Raw genomic sequence first — 16,684 nt, forward strand, 5'->3', positions numbered from 1 at the left:
TCCGGGAAGGCCGCGAACACCGGAAGCGATGTCCCGGATTGCGCTGCGCTTCATCCGGGCTGCAGGTTCGGCCTCAGGTCATGACCCCCACCACCGCCCCCATCAAACACGTCGTCAGCGTCCCCGATACGATCGACTTCAGCCCGAGCGCATTGATCTCCTCGCGCCGCTCCGGCGCCATCACACCGAGGCCGCCGATCATGATGCCGAGGCTGGCGAAATTCGCAAAGCCACACATCGCGTAGAGCATGATCAGGCGCGAGCGTGCGTCGAGCGCGTCCGGCGCAAGTTTCGACAGATCGACATAGGCGATCAGTTCGTTGAGCACGGTCTTTGTGCCCATCAGACTGCCGGCCGTGACGGCCTGATCCCATGGCAAGCCCATCAGCCAGCACACCGGCGCCATCACGAGCCCGAGCAGGCGTTGCAGCGAGATCGCGGCGCCGCCAACGTTCGGCAGCAGGCCGAGGGTGGCGTTGACGAGATAGACCAGCGCCACCAGCACCAGCAGCATGGCGACGATGTTAAGCAGCAGCTCGAGGCCCGCGCTCGTGCCCTTCACGATGGCGTCCATCGTGCTGGAGACCTCCATCTCGGGATCCTCCAGCGCGCCGCCGGTGCGTTTGTCGCTGGTCTCCGGCACCATGATCAGGCTGACGAGGATCGCGGCCGGCGCGCCCAGCACCGAGGCGATGACGAAATGTGCCGCAGCATCGGGGATCAGCGGCGCCAGCAGCGTCGCATAGAGCACCAGCACCGTGCCGGCGATGCCGGCCATGCCGCCGGTCATCACCAGGAATAATTCGCTGCGCGTCATCTGCGCCAGATACGGCCGCACGAACAGCGGCGCCTCGACCATGCCGAGGAAGATGTTGGCGGCGGTCGACAGCCCGACCGCGCCGCCGACGCCGAGCGTGCGTTCGAGCAGCCACGCCATGCCGCGCACGATCGGCGGCAGCACCCGCCAATAGAACAAGAGCGTCGTCAGCACGCTCATGACCAGCACGATCGGCAGCGCCTGGAACGCCAGGATGAAATCGGCTCCGGGCACCTTGACGTCGAAGGGCGGGGTGCCGCCGCCGACATAGCCGAACACGAAGGACGAGCCGGCGCGCGAAGCCGATGAGATGGCGCCGACCGCGTCGTTGATGGCGCCGAAGGCATGCGCCACGACCGGCAGCTTCAACAGGACGACCGCGGTCACGAAGGTGACGACGAGCCCGATCGCCGCCTGGCGCGTTGAGACCGCGCGTCGGTTTTCGCCGAGCGCCCAGGCGATCAGCAGCAATGCGAAAATGCCGAGTGCCGATTGCAGCCGCAGCATGATGTTCCCAAACCCCCAATGATTATGGCCGCGCGTGCATTGCAAAGGCAATGCCGGAACATGGGCGCGGCCGCCCGCTGTTGACAAGCACGCCTGCGTCGGCCACGCGGAGCCTGTCAATATCGGGCGGATGGTCCAGAAGGTGAGCCAAGAGCTAAGTGAAGGGCTGAGTGAAGAGCTAAGCGAAGAGCGGCCGGTGTCAGCGAATCCGCCGGTCAGTGCCCGCGTGCTGTTCTCCCACCGCGCCTTCCTGTTCTTCCTGCTCTCGCGCAGCCTGTCGCGCTTTTCCAGCCAGATCGCGGCGGTCGCGATCGGCTGGCAGATCTACGATCTCACCGGCTCGGCGTTCGACCTCGGCATGGTCGGGCTCGTGCAGTTCCTGCCCACGGCGCTCCTGGTGTTCGTCGCCGGCCACGCCGCCGATCGCTACGAGCGCAAGCGCGTCGTCCAGCTCTGCCAGCTCGTTGAAGCGGCGACGGCGCTCTATCTCGCCATCAGCACCTATCTCGGTGCGGTCGGCGAGGTGCAGATCTTCGTCGCCACCTTCGTGCTCGGCATCGCCGGCGCCTTCGAGAGCCCGACCACTGCGGCCCTGCTGCCGCTGATCGCGCCGCAGGGGTCGCTCCAGCGCGCAACCGCGATCTCGAGCGGCGCGGCGCAGGTCGCGACCATCACGGGTCCCGCGCTCGGCGGCTTCGCCTATGCGATCGCGCCGCATCTGGCCTATGCCGTGATGGTGCTGTTCTGGATTTTCGGGATGATCCTGACCGGCTTCATCCGGCCGCGCCCGCAGGCGGTCGCCAAGGATATGGGCGCGGACAACATCTTTGCTGGCGTCCGTTTCATCCGCGGCAATCCGGCGATCCTCGGCACCATCTCGCTTGACCTGTTCGCCGTGCTATTCGGCGGCGTCACCGCGCTGCTGCCGATCTATGCCCGCGACATCCTGCAGACCGGCCCGGTCGGGCTCGGCGTCTTGCGTGCGGCGCCGGCCGTCGGCGCGCTGGTCATGACCATGGTGCTGGCGCGTCATGCCATCTCGCGGCATGTCGGCCTGCGCATGTTCCAGGCCGTGATCGTGTTCGGCATCGCCACCGTCGTGTTCGCGCTGTCGTCCTGGATGTGGCTGTCGGTGGTGTCGCTTGCGATTCTCGGCGCGGCCGACACGATCAGCGTCGTGATCCGCTTCTCGCTGGTGCAGTTGGCGACGCCCGACGAGATGCGCGGCCGCGTCGGTGCAGTGAACTTCCTCTTCATCAACGCCTCGAACCAGCTCGGCCAGTTCGAGAGCGGGCTGACGGCCGCGCTGTTTGGCGCCATGCCGGCCGCCGTGCTCGGCGGCGTCTGCACCATCGCGGTTGCGCTCTTGTGGATGAAGCTGTTTCCAAGCCTGCGGCAGGTGGAGCGGCTGGAGTAGGGGACACCTCTCCCCCCCGTCATTGCGAGCGAAGCGAAGCAATCCAGAATCTTTCCGCGGGGACAGTCCGGATTGCTTCGCTGCGCTCGCAATGACGATTGTGAAGGTGGCGCGTGGGTTTGCTTGACTTCACCCCGCTCGCCGGCAGCAGCCACAACCCCCTTGACGTCTACTGTGCATGGGGTTGTTTTTCAGTTTTTGAGTGGGGCGCAGAGTGCCAGCCCTCTCCCCGTAAGAACGAGGAGAGGGAGAGGAGAGACCTTTAGCCCCGTCCCACGAACGGCATCTTGGTCGCCATCACCGTCATGAACAGGACGTTGGCATCGAGCGGCAGGCCGGCCATGTAGGCGACGGCATCGCCGACCGCCTTGGCGTCCATGCGGGGCTCGTGCTTCGTCGTGCCGTCCGGCTGCAGCACGCCGGGGCCGTTGACCATGCGATCGGTCATGGGGGTAGCGGCATTGCCGATGTCGACCTGGCCGACCGCGATATCGTACATGCGGCCGTCGAGATTGCTCGCCCTGGTGAGGCCCGTGATGGCGTGCTTGGTCGAGGTGTAGGCTGCCGAGAACGGCCGTGGCGCGTGCGCCGAGATCGAGCCGTTGTTGATGATGCGGCCGCCGCGCGGGGTCTGGTCCTTCATGATGCGGAAGGCGTGCTGTGTGCACAGGAACGGGCCGGTGAGGTTGGTGTTCACCACCGCCTGCCACTGTTCGAGGCTGAGGTCCTCGAAATTCACGGCCGGTGCGCCCATGCCGGCATTGTTGAAGAGCACGTCGAGCCGGCCATAGGTCTGGCTCACCTTGGCGAACAGCGCGGCGATCGAGTCGGGTTTGGTCATGTCGGCGGTAACGCAAAGGCTCTTGCCGGCCGGACCAAGCTTCGCCGTCTCCTCGAGCATGTCGAGCCGGCGTCCGGTGAGCACCACGGTGAAGCCCGCGTTCATCAGCGCCAGCGCCGCCGCACGTCCGACACCAGTGCCGGCGCCGGTCACCACTGCGATCTTCTTTGCTTCACTCATTGTTTCCTGCCTTTTCTCTGGTGTCAGGTTTTGGGTTCTTTTTCGTTCTTGTAGGGCGGGCGCGGGATGTTCTGGTGCGCCGCGCGCAGCGCCGCGGACCAGCGCGAACGCAGGTCGTGGAAATAGGGCTCGCCCGCCTCGATGCGGTGATTGAGGTCGGCATCGCAGGCATCCGCGCGCACCACCAGCACGTCGATCGGAAGGCCGACGCCGAGATTGGAGCGCATGGTGGAGTCCATCGAGATCAGGCCGGTCTTCAGCGCCTCGTAGAGCTCGACGTCGTAGTGCATGGCGCGGTCGAGCACCGGCTTGCCGTATTTGTGCTCGCCGATCTGCAAATACGGCGTGTCGGTGGTGCATTCGATGAAGTTGCCGGCGGTGTAGACCATGAACAGGCGCATGCGCGCGCCCTTGATCTGGCCGCCGAACAGGAAGGAGACGTCGAACGAGACGTCCTCGGATTTCAGTGCCGGTCCTTCCGTGGCGTGCACGGCGCGGATCGCGCGGCCAATCCGCTGGGCGGCCTGGAACATGGTCGGCGCATTCATCAGCGTCTCGACCTCGCCCGTGTCGGGGTCTTCCAGGCCTTCGGTCAGGGTCGACAGCACCGACTGGCTGATGGCGAGGTTGCCGGCGCTGGCAATCGCCATGATGCGCTCGCCGGGCTTGGAGAAGATGTGGAGCTTGCGGAAGGTCGAGACGTTGTCGAGGCCGGCATTGGTGCGGGTGTCGGCAATCATGACGAGCCCGTCCCGAACCAGGATTCCGCAACAATAGGTCATTTCCGTCCCCGAACGCGTTTGCGCGGAATTACTAGCCAATTTCAAAGGCCGCTCCAACCCCAATTCCCGCGGGCGCTGGGTTGAAACCTTGCGGTAGATGAAGGCCGTAGGCGGCTGGGAGGCGTCCGCTCTCACCCCTCATGGAGAGGAGCGTGCGCAGCACGTGTCTCGAACCATGAAGGCCCCGATCTAGCCCGCGGCCCATCCTTCGAGACGGCGCTGCCGCGCCTCCTCAGGATGAGGGCGTGCGCGCGGCACGCGTCACCCCTGCCATTGCGATTGGGACTGGCCGCCGCGGCCGGCCTGCTCGACCTTGACCGCCACGGTCAGCGTCTCGATGCCGCCGCCATAACGGGTGCCGCGCACGGGCGCCGCGCCGAGATAGTCGAGCCCGATCGCGACGCGGACATGGGCGTCCGTCGAGCAGATGCAGTTGGCGGGATCGAAGCCGATCCAGCCGAGATCGGCTACGTACGCTTCCGCCCAGGCGTGGCCGGCATTCTGGTGGATGGTGCCGTCGGCGCGCAGGAAGTGGCCGGAGACGAAGCGCGCCGGCACGCCGCCGGTGCGGGCGCAGGCGATGAAGATATGCGCGTAGTCCTGGCAGACGCCGCGCTTGAGCGTGAATGCCTCCGCTGCCGAGGTGCCGCTGTTGGTCGGGTCCTCGTCGAAGGTCATGTGCTCGCTGATCTGCGTCATCAGCGTGTGCAGGAAGCCGAGCGTGTCGCTCTCGGCCTCCGCGCGCAACTGCCGCGCGACCGCGGCCATCGCCGGATTGACCTCGGTGAGCTGCGTCGTCCGCAGGAACATGCCGGGCGGAAAGCGTTCGTCGGTGCCGCGCAGCACGCCGCCGGTGTCGTGGGTCTCGATCAGGCCCTCGGCGCTGATCTTGATATCGCCGACGGGTCCGCAGGACAGGACATGGGTGACGTTGCCGAACGCATCCTCGTGGGTGTCGAGCTTGGTGTCGGCCGAGACGTCGATCTGCCATTCCGCCACATATTGCCCGTCGTGGCTGCCGGGCGTCATGCGCAGGACCTGGATCACGCTCGTCGCCGGCGGTTCGTAGCGATAGGTCGTGGTGTGCTGGATTCGCAGGCGCATGGTGGACCATAGTCTTGTGTCGTCGTTCCGGGTTCGCGCTTCGCGCGCCCCGGAATGACGGCATGTATCAGATCAAATACTGCCTCGTGATGATTTCGCCCAGCCTGGAATTGTCCGCGATGAATTCCTGAATGAATTCATGCACGCCATGCTGGAAGATGTCGTTCATGTTGGAGTGCTCCAGCCGGTTGCGGATGCCGCGGGCGTGGCGCTGGGCCGGGCCCTGGCGGCCATAGGCGACGCCGACCTGGTCGAGGTTGCGGACGAGATTGCCGTAGCAGCTCGCAAGCGAGCGCGGCAGCGTATCGTTGAGGATGAGCAGATCGGCGATCAGCCAGGGTTTCAGCGTCTCGCGGTAGACCCAGTGATAGGCGGTGAGTGCCGAGACCGAGCGCAGGATCGAGCTCCACTGATAGAAATCGAGCGGGCCGCCGACATGCTCCTCCTCGGGCAGCAGCACGTGGTACTTCACGTCGAGAATGCGCGCGGTGTTGTCGGCGCGCTCGAGATGCACGCCCATCCGCGAGAACCAGTAGGCGTCGTTGCGCAGCATGGTCCGGTAGGCGGAGCCGTCGAAGCGCAGGGACGTCTCCTGCACGAAGCGCAGGAACTTTGCCAGCTCCTCGCGCGTGGAGGTGCCCTTGCTCCAGACCGCCTGGAGCTCGATCCAGGCCGAGTTGATGGTATCCCACATCTCGCTGGTGAGCGCCGTGCGCACCGAGCGCGAGTTCAGCCGCGCCGCCTCGATGCAGTTCCTGATCGAGGACGGATTGTCCGGCGAGAAGGAGAGATAGTCGACGACGTTGGTTTCGTTGGCTTCCTGATATTGCTGATAGAAGCTCGCGGCGACGCCGGCGGTGAGCAGCGCCGAGTCCCATTCATTGGTCTTGCCGATATAGGCGGCGGGAAGTGCGGTGACGCGCAGCGTCGCATCGATGGTGCGCGCGAGATATTCGGCCCGTTCGACGTAGCGGGCGAGCCAGTAGAGGTTTTCGGCGGTACGCGACAGCATCTCTCTACTCGTCCAGAATCCAGGTGTCCTTGGTGCCGCCGCCCTGGCTCGAATTCACCACCAGCGAGCCTTCCTTCAGCGCGACGCGGGTGAGGCCGCCGGGCACGATGGTGGTGTGCTTGCTGCCGGTCAGCACGAAGGGGCGCAGGTCGACATGGCGCGGCGCGAGGCCTGACGCCGTGCAGGTCGGGCAGGTCGAGAGCGCCAGCGTCGGCTGGGCGATGAAACCTTCCGGCTCGCGCTTGAGCTTCTCGCGGAAGGCTTCGATCGTCGCCTTCGTCGCCGCCGGCCCGATCAGCATGCCGTAGCCGCCGGAGCCGTGCACCTCCTTCACCACGAGCTCGCTGAGATTGTCGAGCACATAGGCGAGGTCCTTCGGCTCGCGGCAGCGCCAGGTCGGCACGTTCTTCAGGATCGGCTCCTCGCCGAGATAGAATTTCACGATATCCGGCATGTAGGAGTAGATCGCTTTGTCGTCGGCAATGCCGGTGCCGACGGCATTCGCCAGCGTGATGTTGCCGGCCGCATAGGCCGACATCAGTCCCGGCACCCCGAGCACGGAGTCGGGGCGGAAGGTGAGGGGATCGAGGAAGTCGTCGTCGACGCGGCGATAGATCACGTCGACACGCTTCAGCCCCTCGGTCGTCCGCATGAACACTTCGTTGTTCTTGACGATGAGGTCGCGGCCTTCGACGAGCTCGATGCCGAGCTTGTCGGCGAGGAAGGAGTGCTCGTAGTAAGCCGAATTGTACACGCCGGGGGTGAGCAGCGCCACCGTCGGCTCGCTCGATGCGCCGTGCGGCGCGACCGAGCGCAGCGCGGCGAGCAGTTCGTCCGGATAGCGCTCGACCGGCGCTACCCTGTGGCGGGCGAACAGGTCCGGAAACAGCCGCATCATGATCTCGCGGTTTTCCAGCATGTAGGACACGCCCGACGGCGTGCGCGCATTGTCCTCCAGCACGATGAAGTCGTTGGCGTCGACCCGGACGATGTCGATGCCGGCGATGTGCACGTAGACGTCGTGCGGCACATGCTGGCCGTTCATCTCGGGACGGAACACCGGGTTCTGGAAGATCAGATCATCGGGCACGATCTCGGCGCGCAGGATGTCGCGGCCGTGATAGATGTCGCGCAGGAACATGTTGAGCGCACGCACGCGCTGCTTCAGGCCCTTTTCCAGCAGCGCCCATTCCTTGCCCGACATGATCCGCGGGATCACGTCGAACGGGATCAGGCGTTCGGTGGACTCGGCCTCGCCATAGACCGCGAAGGTGATGCCGATGCGGCGGAACAGGAGCTCGGCCTCCTGGCGGCGATATTCGAGCGCCTCGGGAGGCGTCTCCTTGAGCCAGCGTGCCAGCTCCTGATAGGCGGGGCGAAGCTCCCCGCCGGGGATATTCATTTCATCAAACGCGACTGCCATAGATCCCGACTGTTCTCCCCAGGCATTGCGCCATTGGACAGGTCGCGTAGGCCTTGGTGAAGACCGCAACGTCCTGTGGCCATGCATCAGAGAGTGCATGACTTCCCTGGGTGGTAGCAAGGGCCGGGCCAGCGCGATAAGCATGGACTGAAGGCATTTGCCGGGGACGACCGGGGGCTTGCCTGAAAAAATGGCTGAGGACTGCTTATTTCGGCAGCAAAAGCGCGTGACTTCAACGCGTTACCTCGGCAAAGTCGGCGCGACAGGTGAGGGACTTAAGTTATGAGCGAAATCGTCACGGCGGGCATACTGGTCATCGGGGATGAAATCCTGTCCGGCCGGACCAAGGACAAGAATATCGGCTTCATCGCCGAATACCTGACTAATATCGGCATCGACCTGAAGGAGGTCCGGGTTGTTGCCGACGACGAGGACGACATCATCGCCGCGTTGAACGCACTGCGGCAACGCTACACCTACGTCTTCACCACCGGCGGCATCGGGCCGACTCATGACGACATCACCGCCGATAGCGTCGCCAAGGCATTCGGTGTCGGCATCGATCACCATCCGGAGGTCGTCGCCCGTTTCCGCGAGCGCTGGAGCGAGCAGGACCTCAACGAGGCCCGGCTGCGCATGGCCCGCATCCCGGATGGCGCCGAGCTGATCCAGAGCGCGACCATCCTCGCCCCCGGCTTCAAGATCGGCAATGTCATCGTGATGGCGGGGGTGCCCTCGATCATGCAGGCGATGATGGATATCGTCTCGCCCAAGCTGAAATCGGGCGTCCGCATGCTCTCCGATTCGGTCCGCGCCAATGCGCGGGAGGGCGACATCGGCAGCCCGCTGCGGGCGATTGCCACGGCCCATCCGGACACGATCATCGGCAGCTATCCGTTCATGGACGAAGAGCAGAAGCCGAACACCAATCTGGTGGTGCGCTCGCGCGATCCGGAGAAGCTCGCGGCCGCGATGGCCGCAGTGAAGGAAATGCTGGCGGGATTGAACATCACCCGCTAGCAGCTAGCTGCCGGACGACGAATGGCAGGAGACGACAATGGCTGGTGAAGCACCGGAACTGAGCGCGCAGAAGGCCTTCCCGGTCTCGTGGGATCAGTTCCACCGAGATTGCCGGGCACTGACCTGGCGGCTCAACGAGGTCGGTCCATTCCACGCGGTGATCGCGATCACCCGCGGCGGCCTGGTGCCGGCCGCGATCGTCGCGCGCGAGCTCGGGGTGCGCGTCATCGATACGGTCTGCATCGCGAGCTACGACCACACCAAGCAGGGCGACCTGCAGGTCCTCAAGGGCATTTCCGAAGCGGCGATGAAGCTCGGCGGCGGCACCGGCAAGGGCCTGCTGATCGTCGACGACCTCGTCGACACCGGCAAGACCGGCAGGCTGGTGCGCGAGATGCTGCCTGACGCGCATTTCGCCACCGTCTACGCCAAGCCCAAGGGACGTCCGCTGGTCGACACTTTCATCACCGAAGTCTCCCAGGACACCTGGATCTTCTTCCCCTGGGACACCGCGCTCTCCTACCACCCGCCGCTGCGCGACGGCGCGGCGTGATGAGTAGCGAATGGCGAATAGCAGCTCGTCCACTCGCCATTCGCTATTTGCTACTCGCCCCCTGCAAAATCGCGTCACGCCGACCGGCGAGATCATCGCCACTCCGCACCGCGGCCTGTTCACCGGCAATCGCGGCATCATCCATGATCCCGCGACGAAGACGCTCCTCAAGAAGCGCTGGTCGACGCCGGCCTGGCTGACCTGCACGTGCGAATTCCGCGGGCACCGCCGCGAGGTGATGGCGACGCAAAGCTGGACCGAGCTGTTTTTCCTCGACGAGGCAACTGCGCTCGCCGCCGGACACCGTCCCTGCTTCTATTGCCGTCGCGACGATGCCAATCGGTTTCGCGCGGCGTGGGAGAAAGGCAATCGTGTGCACAATGTGCGCATGCACGACATCGATACGGTGCTGCACCACGAGCGGCTCGATCGCGGCAGGAAGCGGCTGCACGCGCTGTTGATGCCGCTCGAACAATTGCCTGACGGCGCGATGGTGCAGCAGGGCGAAGAGAGTTTTCTGGTGACGCAGGGCAGGGCACTGTTATGGTCACCGGCGGGCTACGTCGCCGGGACGCGCGAGCTGATTCAGCCGATGCTGCTGACGCCGCCATCGACGCTGCGCGCGTTGAATGCTGGTTATGAAGTTACGCTGCATCCGAGTGCACAGTCCGTTCCCTCCCCCCTTGCGGGGAAGGGCCAGGGAGGGGGGTAGCCCCAAGCGAGAGCGGAGTTCGAGGCTACCCCGCTCTCCAGCTCTCCCTCGAGAGGGCGCAATGTGCTCGTGGCGATACCTGTTACTTCAGCGGCCGCCCTTGCTCGTCGACCGTCATCCGCGCATCGCGCAGGGCCCATTCACGGATCACTTGGCGGCAGCGGGCGAGCTCAGCTTCGCTCGCGGCATTCGAATCCTTGGACGTGCGCTCGACCATTGCCTTGCAACTGAGAAGCACGGAGCGATCCTCCGCGTGCGCCGGCAGCGCAGCCGCCACTAGCAGCGCGAGGCTACATGCAATCCGAAGCAGCGCCGCCATCATCGCAATGTTTCGCGCGCCAGCGCGGCACCGGCGCCGAGCGCCATCAGCTTGGCCTCCGCGATCTCCCGTCGCATCGGCGCCATGCCGCAATTGGTGGTCGCGATGATGTTGTCCTTGGGCACGAATTTCGACACCGCGTCGATCACCTGCACGACGTCCTCAGCCGTCTCGACCGTATCGCTCGCGACATCGATCACACCGGCCTGCACGATCTTGTTCTTGAGCAGCGTAAGCAGGTCGAGCGGCACCTTCGAATTGCGGCACTCGATCGCGACCTGCTGGATCGAACTCGCATCGATCGCCGGAAAGATCTGCTCATACTGCCGCCACTGGCTGCCGAGCGTCTCCTTCCAGTCGGTGTTGGCCTTGATGCCATAACCGTAGCAGATATGCACGGCGGTGGCGCAGGTCAGCCCCTGCGCGGCGCGCTCCAGCGCCTTGATGCCCCAGTCATTGACCTCGTCCATGTAGACGTTGAAGGCGGGCTCGTCGAACTGCACGAGATCGACGCCGTCAGCCTGCAGCGCTTTGGCTTCCTCGTTCAGCAGCTCGGCGAAGGCAAAGGCCATCTTGACCCGGTCGCCGTAATAGCGGTCGGCGATGGTGTCGATGATGGTCATCGGCCCGGGCAGGGTGAACTTGAGCTTTCTCTTGGTATGCGTGCGCGCGACGCGCGCTTCGTCGGCGTGGACGCGGCCCTTGAGCCTGAGCTGTGCGACCACCTGCGGCACCATCGCCTTGTAGCGATCCTTGCGGATGCCCATCTCGACCTTGTGGGCGAAGTCGATGCCGTCGATCTTCTCCAGAAAGCCGTGCACGAAATGCTGCCGGGCCTGCTCGCCCTCGGTGACGATGTCGATGCCGGCGTCCTCCTGAACTTTTACCGCGAGCATCGTCGCGTCGCGCTTGGCGCGTGCAAGCTCGTCGCCCTTCGACTTCCAGGGCGCCCAGAGCATGTTGGGCTCGGCGAGCCATTCCGGCTTCGGCAAGGAGCCGGCGATCGTGGTTGGAAACAGCATGGCGGCCCTCCCGGCGGGTTGTGTTGCGCCCCTTCCTGCCATGTCTTAACGTCGAGGTACAGAACAACAAAAGTCGCCTAGTAACCGGCGGCGTCCATAGGGAAGGCGATGATCGATCTCTACTCGCGCCGACGCCGAGCGGCTGGAACCAGCCCCCACGGAGTACGGGGCAGTGCGACGAACAAAACCAACAACGCAACAAGGAAACGCCATGATCGAGTTCTTCTTCGACTGTTCCAGCCCCTGGACCTATCTCGCCTTCCACAACGTCCAGCCGCTCGCGAAAGAACTCGGTGCCGAGATCACCTGGCGGCCGATCCTGGTCGGCGGCATCTTCAACACGGTCAACCCGAGCGTCTACGCACAACGAGAAAAGCCGGTGCCGCTGAAGGCGCGCTACATGCTGAAGGACCTCGGCGACTGGGCGCGCGCGGCTGGGCTCGCGATCAAGATGCCGCCGACGGTGTTTCCCGTGAACAGCGTGAAGGCAATGCGCGGCTGCATCTGGGTTGGTAAGGACGTGGTACCGTTCGCGACCGCCGTGTTCGAGGCCTATTGGGGCGAGGACAAGGACATCTCGCAGGACGCGGTGCTCGCCGGCATCTGCAGGAAGATCGGTCTCGATGAGCAGAAGTTCTTGGCCGGCATCTCGGAGCAAGGGATCAAGGACCAGCTCAAGGCCAATACGGAAGAGGTCGTGGCCCGCGGCGGCTTCGGCTCGCCGACGATCTTCGTCGACAAGACCGACATGTATTTCGGCAACGATCGGCTGCCCTTGATCCGCGAGGCGCTGCTGCGCCGCAAGGCGAGCGCGGCCTGATGGTGCGGGCTGTCGTCTGTCGCCAACTCGGCGCGCCCGAGACGTTGCGGCTGGAGGAATGTCCGTCGCGGCCGCTGAAGCCAGGCGAGGTGCGCGTCACAATCCGCGCTGCCGGACTGAATTTTCCCGACGTGCTGATGGCCGCTGGCGAGTATCAGCTCAAGCCGGAACTGCCGTTCACACCGGGGATGGAAGCCGCAGGCGACGTGACCGAGTTTGGGGCGGAGGTGAGCGGCGTCGCCGTTGGCGACAAGGTCATCGTCAAGATGCGCCACGGCGCCTTCACGGATGAAGCGATCGTGACGCCCGCGCAGCTCACCCCAAAGCCGTCGACATTCGACTATGCGGAAGCCGCGACTTATCTCGCCGGTCACGGCACCGCCTATCACGCATTGATCGATCGCGGCAGGGTCGAGCCAGGCGAGGTGCTGCTGGTGCATGGCGCCGGCGGCGGCGTCGGCCTTGCCGCTGTCGAAATCGGCAAGCTTTTGGGCGCCACCGTGATTGCGACGGCGTCCAGCGACGAAAAGCTCGCGATCGCCAAGGCGCGGGGCGCGGATCATCTCATCCGCTACGACCGCGAGCCGTTCCGCGATGCCGTCAAACGCATCACTGACGGCCGTGGCGTGGACGTCGTCTTCGATCCCGTCGGCGGCGAAGTGTTCGAAAATTCGATGCGTTGCATCGCGTGGGGTGCGCGGCTTCTGGTGATCGGCTTCACCGGCGGCATCGGCTCGGCGAAGACCAATCTCCTGTTGATCAAGGGCGCGAGCGTGCTTGGCGTGCGCGCCGGCGAGGCCGTGCGCAAGAATCCGGCGCTGGGTGAGGTTCGGCTGAAGGCGCTGCTCAAGTGGGCGGAGGAGGGCAAGCTCCGCCCCAACGTCTCGCACCGCCTGCCTTTGGAGGACTACGCGAAGGCGATGCGATTGCTGCTCGACCGCAAGGCGATCGGCCGCGTCGCGCTGGTGATGGATTGACTTGGGTGCCGCATCCGTGAGCAGGCGTCGCCCATCTTTTGCTCACGCGCATCAAGTGCTTTCTTTACCAGTCCTATCCTATTACGAGCTCGCAAACGCGAACTCGATTGATGTTAAAGAACGCAAGAATTCTTCATCGCATAGCCTTGGCCGCGCTGCTGCCTCTCGCGGCGCTTGCCGCGCTCGCACTCTACGAAATCTCCGTCAAATGGTCCGCGCGCTCGGAAATGGCCGACATGCGGCCGGCCGTGGACGCCGTCGGCAAGCTGAGCCGCTTCGTCCATGAGCTCCAGCGCGAGCGCGGCCTGTCGTCGACCTTTCTAAGCAGCAAGGGCAGGCAACTGGGCGCAGAGCTCCTCCAGCAGCGTGGGCGCAGTGATGCCGAGAGGTCCATAGCGCTCGGCGCGCTCGCCGATCTTGACCGCGAAAGAAGCGGCCCACTTGCGTCCGCAAGCCGGACGGCGACGGAGGGCGTCGGCCGCCTCGATTCGTTGCGGGAGCAGATCGATAACCAGGTGGTTGCTCCGGTCGTGGCAGTTGGCCATCTGACCGATATCATTGCCCGTGTGATTACCGTGATGTCGGGCATTTCGAAGCTCGCCACCGACGACGATGTTTCGCGGTCGATTGCAGCGCATGCCAATCTGGTGGAAGCCAAGGAACGTGCCGGTCAGGAACGTGCCACCGTGGCCGGCGCGATTGCGGCGGGCCGTTTCGAGCCGCAGGCCTATATCCGGGCGATCGGCCTTGCGGCGGCGCAGGACAGTTTCTTGACTTCCTTTCGCGCAGTCGCCTCGTCGCAGGCCAAGGAGCTCGTCGGTTCGCAACTGTCGGGACCTGCAATCGACAAGTTCGAAGGCATGCGCAGGGTCGTCGAAAAGGGCGGACTTGCGGGAGATTTCGGCGGGCTCGACAGTAAATCATGGTTTGATGCGGCGACGGTTCGAATTGACCTCATGAAGAAGGTCGAGGATGGCCTGGTGACGCAGCTCGCCGGCCTGATGGCGAAGAAGGAGGCTGAAGCTACTGTGAGCCTTGGTCTGGTGATCGGTCTGACCGTACTTGTACTGCTGGCGAGCTTGGTGGCGGTCGCGATGATGGCGCGGAGCATCACGGTTCCGATCGGCCAGCTTGCCGACACCATGACGCGCCTGGCCGGCGGCGAGTTCGACCGGCAGGTCGATGCAACAGATCGGAGCGACGAGATCGGCGCGATGGCGCGCGCCGTTCAATTCTTCAAGGAAAACCTGATTCGCACCGTCGAGCTCAACGCGAGGGAGCGCGAAGCGACCGCGCAGCGCACGGCCCGCGCAACCCGCATCGACCAACTCACCGAGCGATTCAACGTCGATATCGCCGAGGTAATCGAGACGGTCATATCCGCCTCCTCGCAGCTCGAAGCCACGGCAGCCCGAATGAACAAGTCGGCCGGTCAGACCAGCGACGAAGCTGCGAGCGTGGCCGGGGCGACGGAGGTTGCTTCCGTCAACATGCAGACTGTCGCTGCGGCGACCGAGGAGCTGTCGAACTCAGTCACCGAAATCGGACGGCAGGTGACGCAATCGGCGCAGATCGCCCAAAAGGCCGCCGTCGAAAGCCGCCGGACCAACGAGACCGTGCAAGGTCTTTCATCCGCCGCGCAAGCAGTCGGCGACGTGCTCAGGCTGATCAATGAGATCGCGAGGCAGACGAACTTGCTGGCGCTGAACGCGGCGATCGAGGCGGCTCGGGCGGGACAGGCTGGCAGGGGATTTGCCGTCGTTGCGGGCGAAGTGAAGAGTCTCGCCGAACAGACCGCAAAGGCAACCGACGATATTCGCGGCCAGATCGAGGCGATCCAGACGACCTCCGGGGAGTCGGTCGCCGCAATCCACGACATTACGGTCACGATCGAGGAGATCAACGAGATTGCCTCTTCGATAGCGGCTGCGGTTGTCGAGCAGGATGCCGCCACGCGGGAGATTGCGCGCAACGTTCAGGAGGCCGCGCGAGGCACCGGCGAGATCTCGGCAAGCATCCGGGGAGTCAGGGTCGCATCGAACGAATCCAGCACGGCCGCGAGCGAGGTGTTTGACGCCTCGGAAGAGCTGACGCGTCAGTCGGAGAACATGCGCCGGTTTGTCGAGACGTTCATCCGCGGCATTAAGGCAGCGTAGCGCTGTCGAGTGGCCGGCCGAAGGCGTACAGCGCTTCTCCGGACGTTTGGATCGCAATGTGGTGGGTCACGCTTCCGCCTTCGCTCTTCGAGCTTCGGCGGACAAAGTCGTGAACCCACCCTGCGAGAGAGCTATTTATACTCCCGCTCCGTCCACCACGGGAAATAGTCCGGCATATCGGTCGACACCTTGTTCTTGAACTGCGCGGGGCGCTTCTCCAGGAACGACACCACGCCTTCCCTGACGTCGTCGGAGCGGCCGCGGGCATAGATGCCGCGGCTGTCGACCTTGTGGGCTTCCATCGGATCGTCCGCGCCCATCATGCGCCACATCATCTGGCGGATCAGCGCCACCGAGACCGGCGCGGTCTTGGCAGCGAATTCCTTGGCAAGCGCACGCGCGGTCGGCAAGAGGTCGTCCGGCGGCACGACCTTGCTGACGAGACGTCCGGCGAGCGCTTCCTGCGCCGGGAAGACGCGGCCCGAATAGCACCATTCCAGCGCCTGCGAGATACCGACGATGCGCGGCAGGAACCAGCTCGAGGCGGCCTCCGGCACGATGCCGCGCTGGGAGAACACGAAGCCGAACCGCGCGGCCTCTGACGCAATGCGGATATCCATCGCAAGCTGCATGGTGACGCCGATGCCGACCGCAGGGCCGTTCACCGCGGCGATCACCGGCTTCAGGCACTTGAAGATGCGCAGCGTCACCTGGCCGCCGCCGTCGCGCACCTGCGGATCGCTGTAGTCGACCTTGCCGTCGGCAAACCGCTTCACCGGCCCGCGCCGCGCATCGCGATCGAAGGTGTTGGCGCCGGAGGAGAGATCGGCGCCCGCGCAGAAACCGCGGCCGGCGCCGGTGACGATGATGGCGCGGATGTCGTCGTCCTTGTCGGCGGCGTCGAACGCGTCGATCAGCTCGGCTTGCATCTGCGCGTTAAAGGCGTTGAGCTTGTCGGGCCGGTTCAGCGTGATGGTGAGAATCTGCTCGGCGACCTCATAGTTGATCGTCTCATACGCCAT

The 16,684-nt window shown here is 64.7% G+C and carries 16 protein-coding genes; 7 read left to right on the forward strand and 9 right to left on the reverse strand.

Translation table 11 applies throughout. The annotated features are described in order from the left end of the window. Positions 1-73 precede the first annotated feature (73 nt). Positions 74-1,324, reverse strand: coding sequence for a nucleoside transporter C-terminal domain-containing protein (locus MTX21_RS00865; protein WP_280970070.1), 1,251 nt, complete (start codon positions 1,322-1,324; stop codon positions 74-76). A gap of 166 nt (positions 1,325-1,490) precedes the next feature. On the opposite strand from MTX21_RS00865, the gene MTX21_RS00870 reads away from it, so the two are divergent. Then, positions 1,491-2,741 (forward strand): MFS transporter, encoded by a 1,251-nt coding sequence (locus MTX21_RS00870; RefSeq protein ID WP_280970938.1) that lies wholly within the window; start codon positions 1,491-1,493, stop codon positions 2,739-2,741. 262 nt (positions 2,742-3,003) lie between these two features. On the opposite strand, the gene MTX21_RS00875 is transcribed toward MTX21_RS00870, so the two are convergent. The 5 genes from MTX21_RS00875 to MTX21_RS00895 form a co-directional block, all read right to left on the reverse strand. Next, positions 3,004-3,762, reverse strand: coding sequence for an SDR family oxidoreductase (locus tag MTX21_RS00875; protein WP_280970071.1), 759 nt, complete (start codon positions 3,760-3,762; stop codon positions 3,004-3,006). A 23-nt stretch (positions 3,763-3,785) separates the two neighbouring features. Further along, positions 3,786-4,544 (reverse strand): proteasome-type protease, encoded by a 759-nt coding sequence (locus MTX21_RS00880; RefSeq protein WP_280970072.1) that lies wholly within the window; start codon positions 4,542-4,544, stop codon positions 3,786-3,788. A 261-nt stretch (positions 4,545-4,805) separates the two neighbouring features. Continuing rightward, positions 4,806-5,648, reverse strand: a complete 843-nt coding sequence (locus MTX21_RS00885) for a transglutaminase family protein (protein ID WP_280970073.1) — start codon at positions 5,646-5,648, stop codon at positions 4,806-4,808. Positions 5,649-5,715: 67 nt separating this feature from the next. Next, positions 5,716-6,660 (reverse strand): alpha-E domain-containing protein, encoded by a 945-nt coding sequence (locus MTX21_RS00890; protein WP_280970074.1) that lies wholly within the window; start codon positions 6,658-6,660, stop codon positions 5,716-5,718. Positions 6,661-6,664: 4 nt separating this feature from the next. Beyond that, complete coding sequence (locus MTX21_RS00895; protein WP_280970075.1) at positions 6,665-8,083, reverse strand: circularly permuted type 2 ATP-grasp protein; 1,419 nt, start codon at positions 8,081-8,083, stop codon at positions 6,665-6,667. A gap of 282 nt (positions 8,084-8,365) precedes the next feature. Between MTX21_RS00895 and MTX21_RS00900 the strand changes: the two genes are divergently transcribed. Genes MTX21_RS00900 through MTX21_RS00910 form a run of 3 tightly spaced genes read left to right on the forward strand, consistent with a single transcriptional unit; the run spans position 8,366 to position 10,368 of the window. Then, complete coding sequence (locus MTX21_RS00900; protein WP_280970076.1) at positions 8,366-9,103, forward strand: molybdopterin-binding protein; 738 nt, start codon at positions 8,366-8,368, stop codon at positions 9,101-9,103. 37 nt (positions 9,104-9,140) lie between these two features. Beyond that, positions 9,141-9,656, forward strand: a complete 516-nt coding sequence (gpt, locus tag MTX21_RS00905; protein ID WP_280970077.1) for a xanthine phosphoribosyltransferase — start codon at positions 9,141-9,143, stop codon at positions 9,654-9,656. Between the two features lie 10 nt (positions 9,657-9,666). Beyond that, positions 9,667-10,368 (forward strand): hypothetical protein, encoded by a 702-nt coding sequence (locus MTX21_RS00910; protein ID WP_280970078.1) that lies wholly within the window; start codon positions 9,667-9,669, stop codon positions 10,366-10,368. An 82-nt stretch (positions 10,369-10,450) separates the two neighbouring features. On the opposite strand, the gene MTX21_RS00915 is transcribed toward MTX21_RS00910, so the two are convergent. Both MTX21_RS00915 and MTX21_RS00920 read right to left on the reverse strand, forming a co-directional pair. After that, entirely contained in the window at positions 10,451-10,690 is a 240-nt protein-coding gene (locus MTX21_RS00915) for a hypothetical protein (RefSeq protein ID WP_280970079.1), read from the reverse strand. Continuing rightward, a complete protein-coding gene (locus MTX21_RS00920) occupies positions 10,687-11,709 on the reverse strand; it encodes a methionine synthase (RefSeq protein ID WP_280970080.1) in 1,023 nt (340 codons plus the stop codon). Before MTX21_RS00920 ends, MTX21_RS00915 begins: the two co-directional genes overlap by 4 nt. A 211-nt stretch (positions 11,710-11,920) precedes the next feature. Here MTX21_RS00920 and MTX21_RS00925 point away from each other — a divergent pair, with 211 nt between their 5' ends. The 3 genes from MTX21_RS00925 (at position 11,921) to MTX21_RS00935 (ending at position 15,662) form a co-directional block, all read left to right on the forward strand. After that, on the forward strand, positions 11,921-12,529 hold the full coding sequence (locus MTX21_RS00925) for a 2-hydroxychromene-2-carboxylate isomerase (protein ID WP_280970081.1): 609 nt from the start codon (positions 11,921-11,923) through the stop codon (positions 12,527-12,529). Next, positions 12,529-13,506, forward strand: a complete 978-nt coding sequence (locus MTX21_RS00930) for an NADPH:quinone oxidoreductase family protein (protein ID WP_280970082.1) — start codon at positions 12,529-12,531, stop codon at positions 13,504-13,506. Before MTX21_RS00925 ends, MTX21_RS00930 begins: the two co-directional genes overlap by 1 nt. 110 nt (positions 13,507-13,616) lie before the next feature. Continuing rightward, entirely contained in the window at positions 13,617-15,662 is a 2,046-nt protein-coding gene (locus MTX21_RS00935) for a nitrate- and nitrite sensing domain-containing protein (RefSeq protein ID WP_280970083.1), read from the forward strand. Positions 15,663-15,793: 131 nt separating this feature from the next. Here MTX21_RS00935 and MTX21_RS00940 read toward each other — a convergent pair whose 3' ends face one another. Further along, positions 15,794-16,684, reverse strand: coding sequence for a crotonase/enoyl-CoA hydratase family protein (locus tag MTX21_RS00940; RefSeq protein WP_280970084.1), 891 nt, complete (start codon positions 16,682-16,684; stop codon positions 15,794-15,796).

Origin of the sequence: Bradyrhizobium sp. ISRA430 (genome assembly GCF_029909975.1) — a bacterium.
Taxonomy (GTDB): Bacteria; Pseudomonadota; Alphaproteobacteria; order Rhizobiales; family Xanthobacteraceae; genus Bradyrhizobium.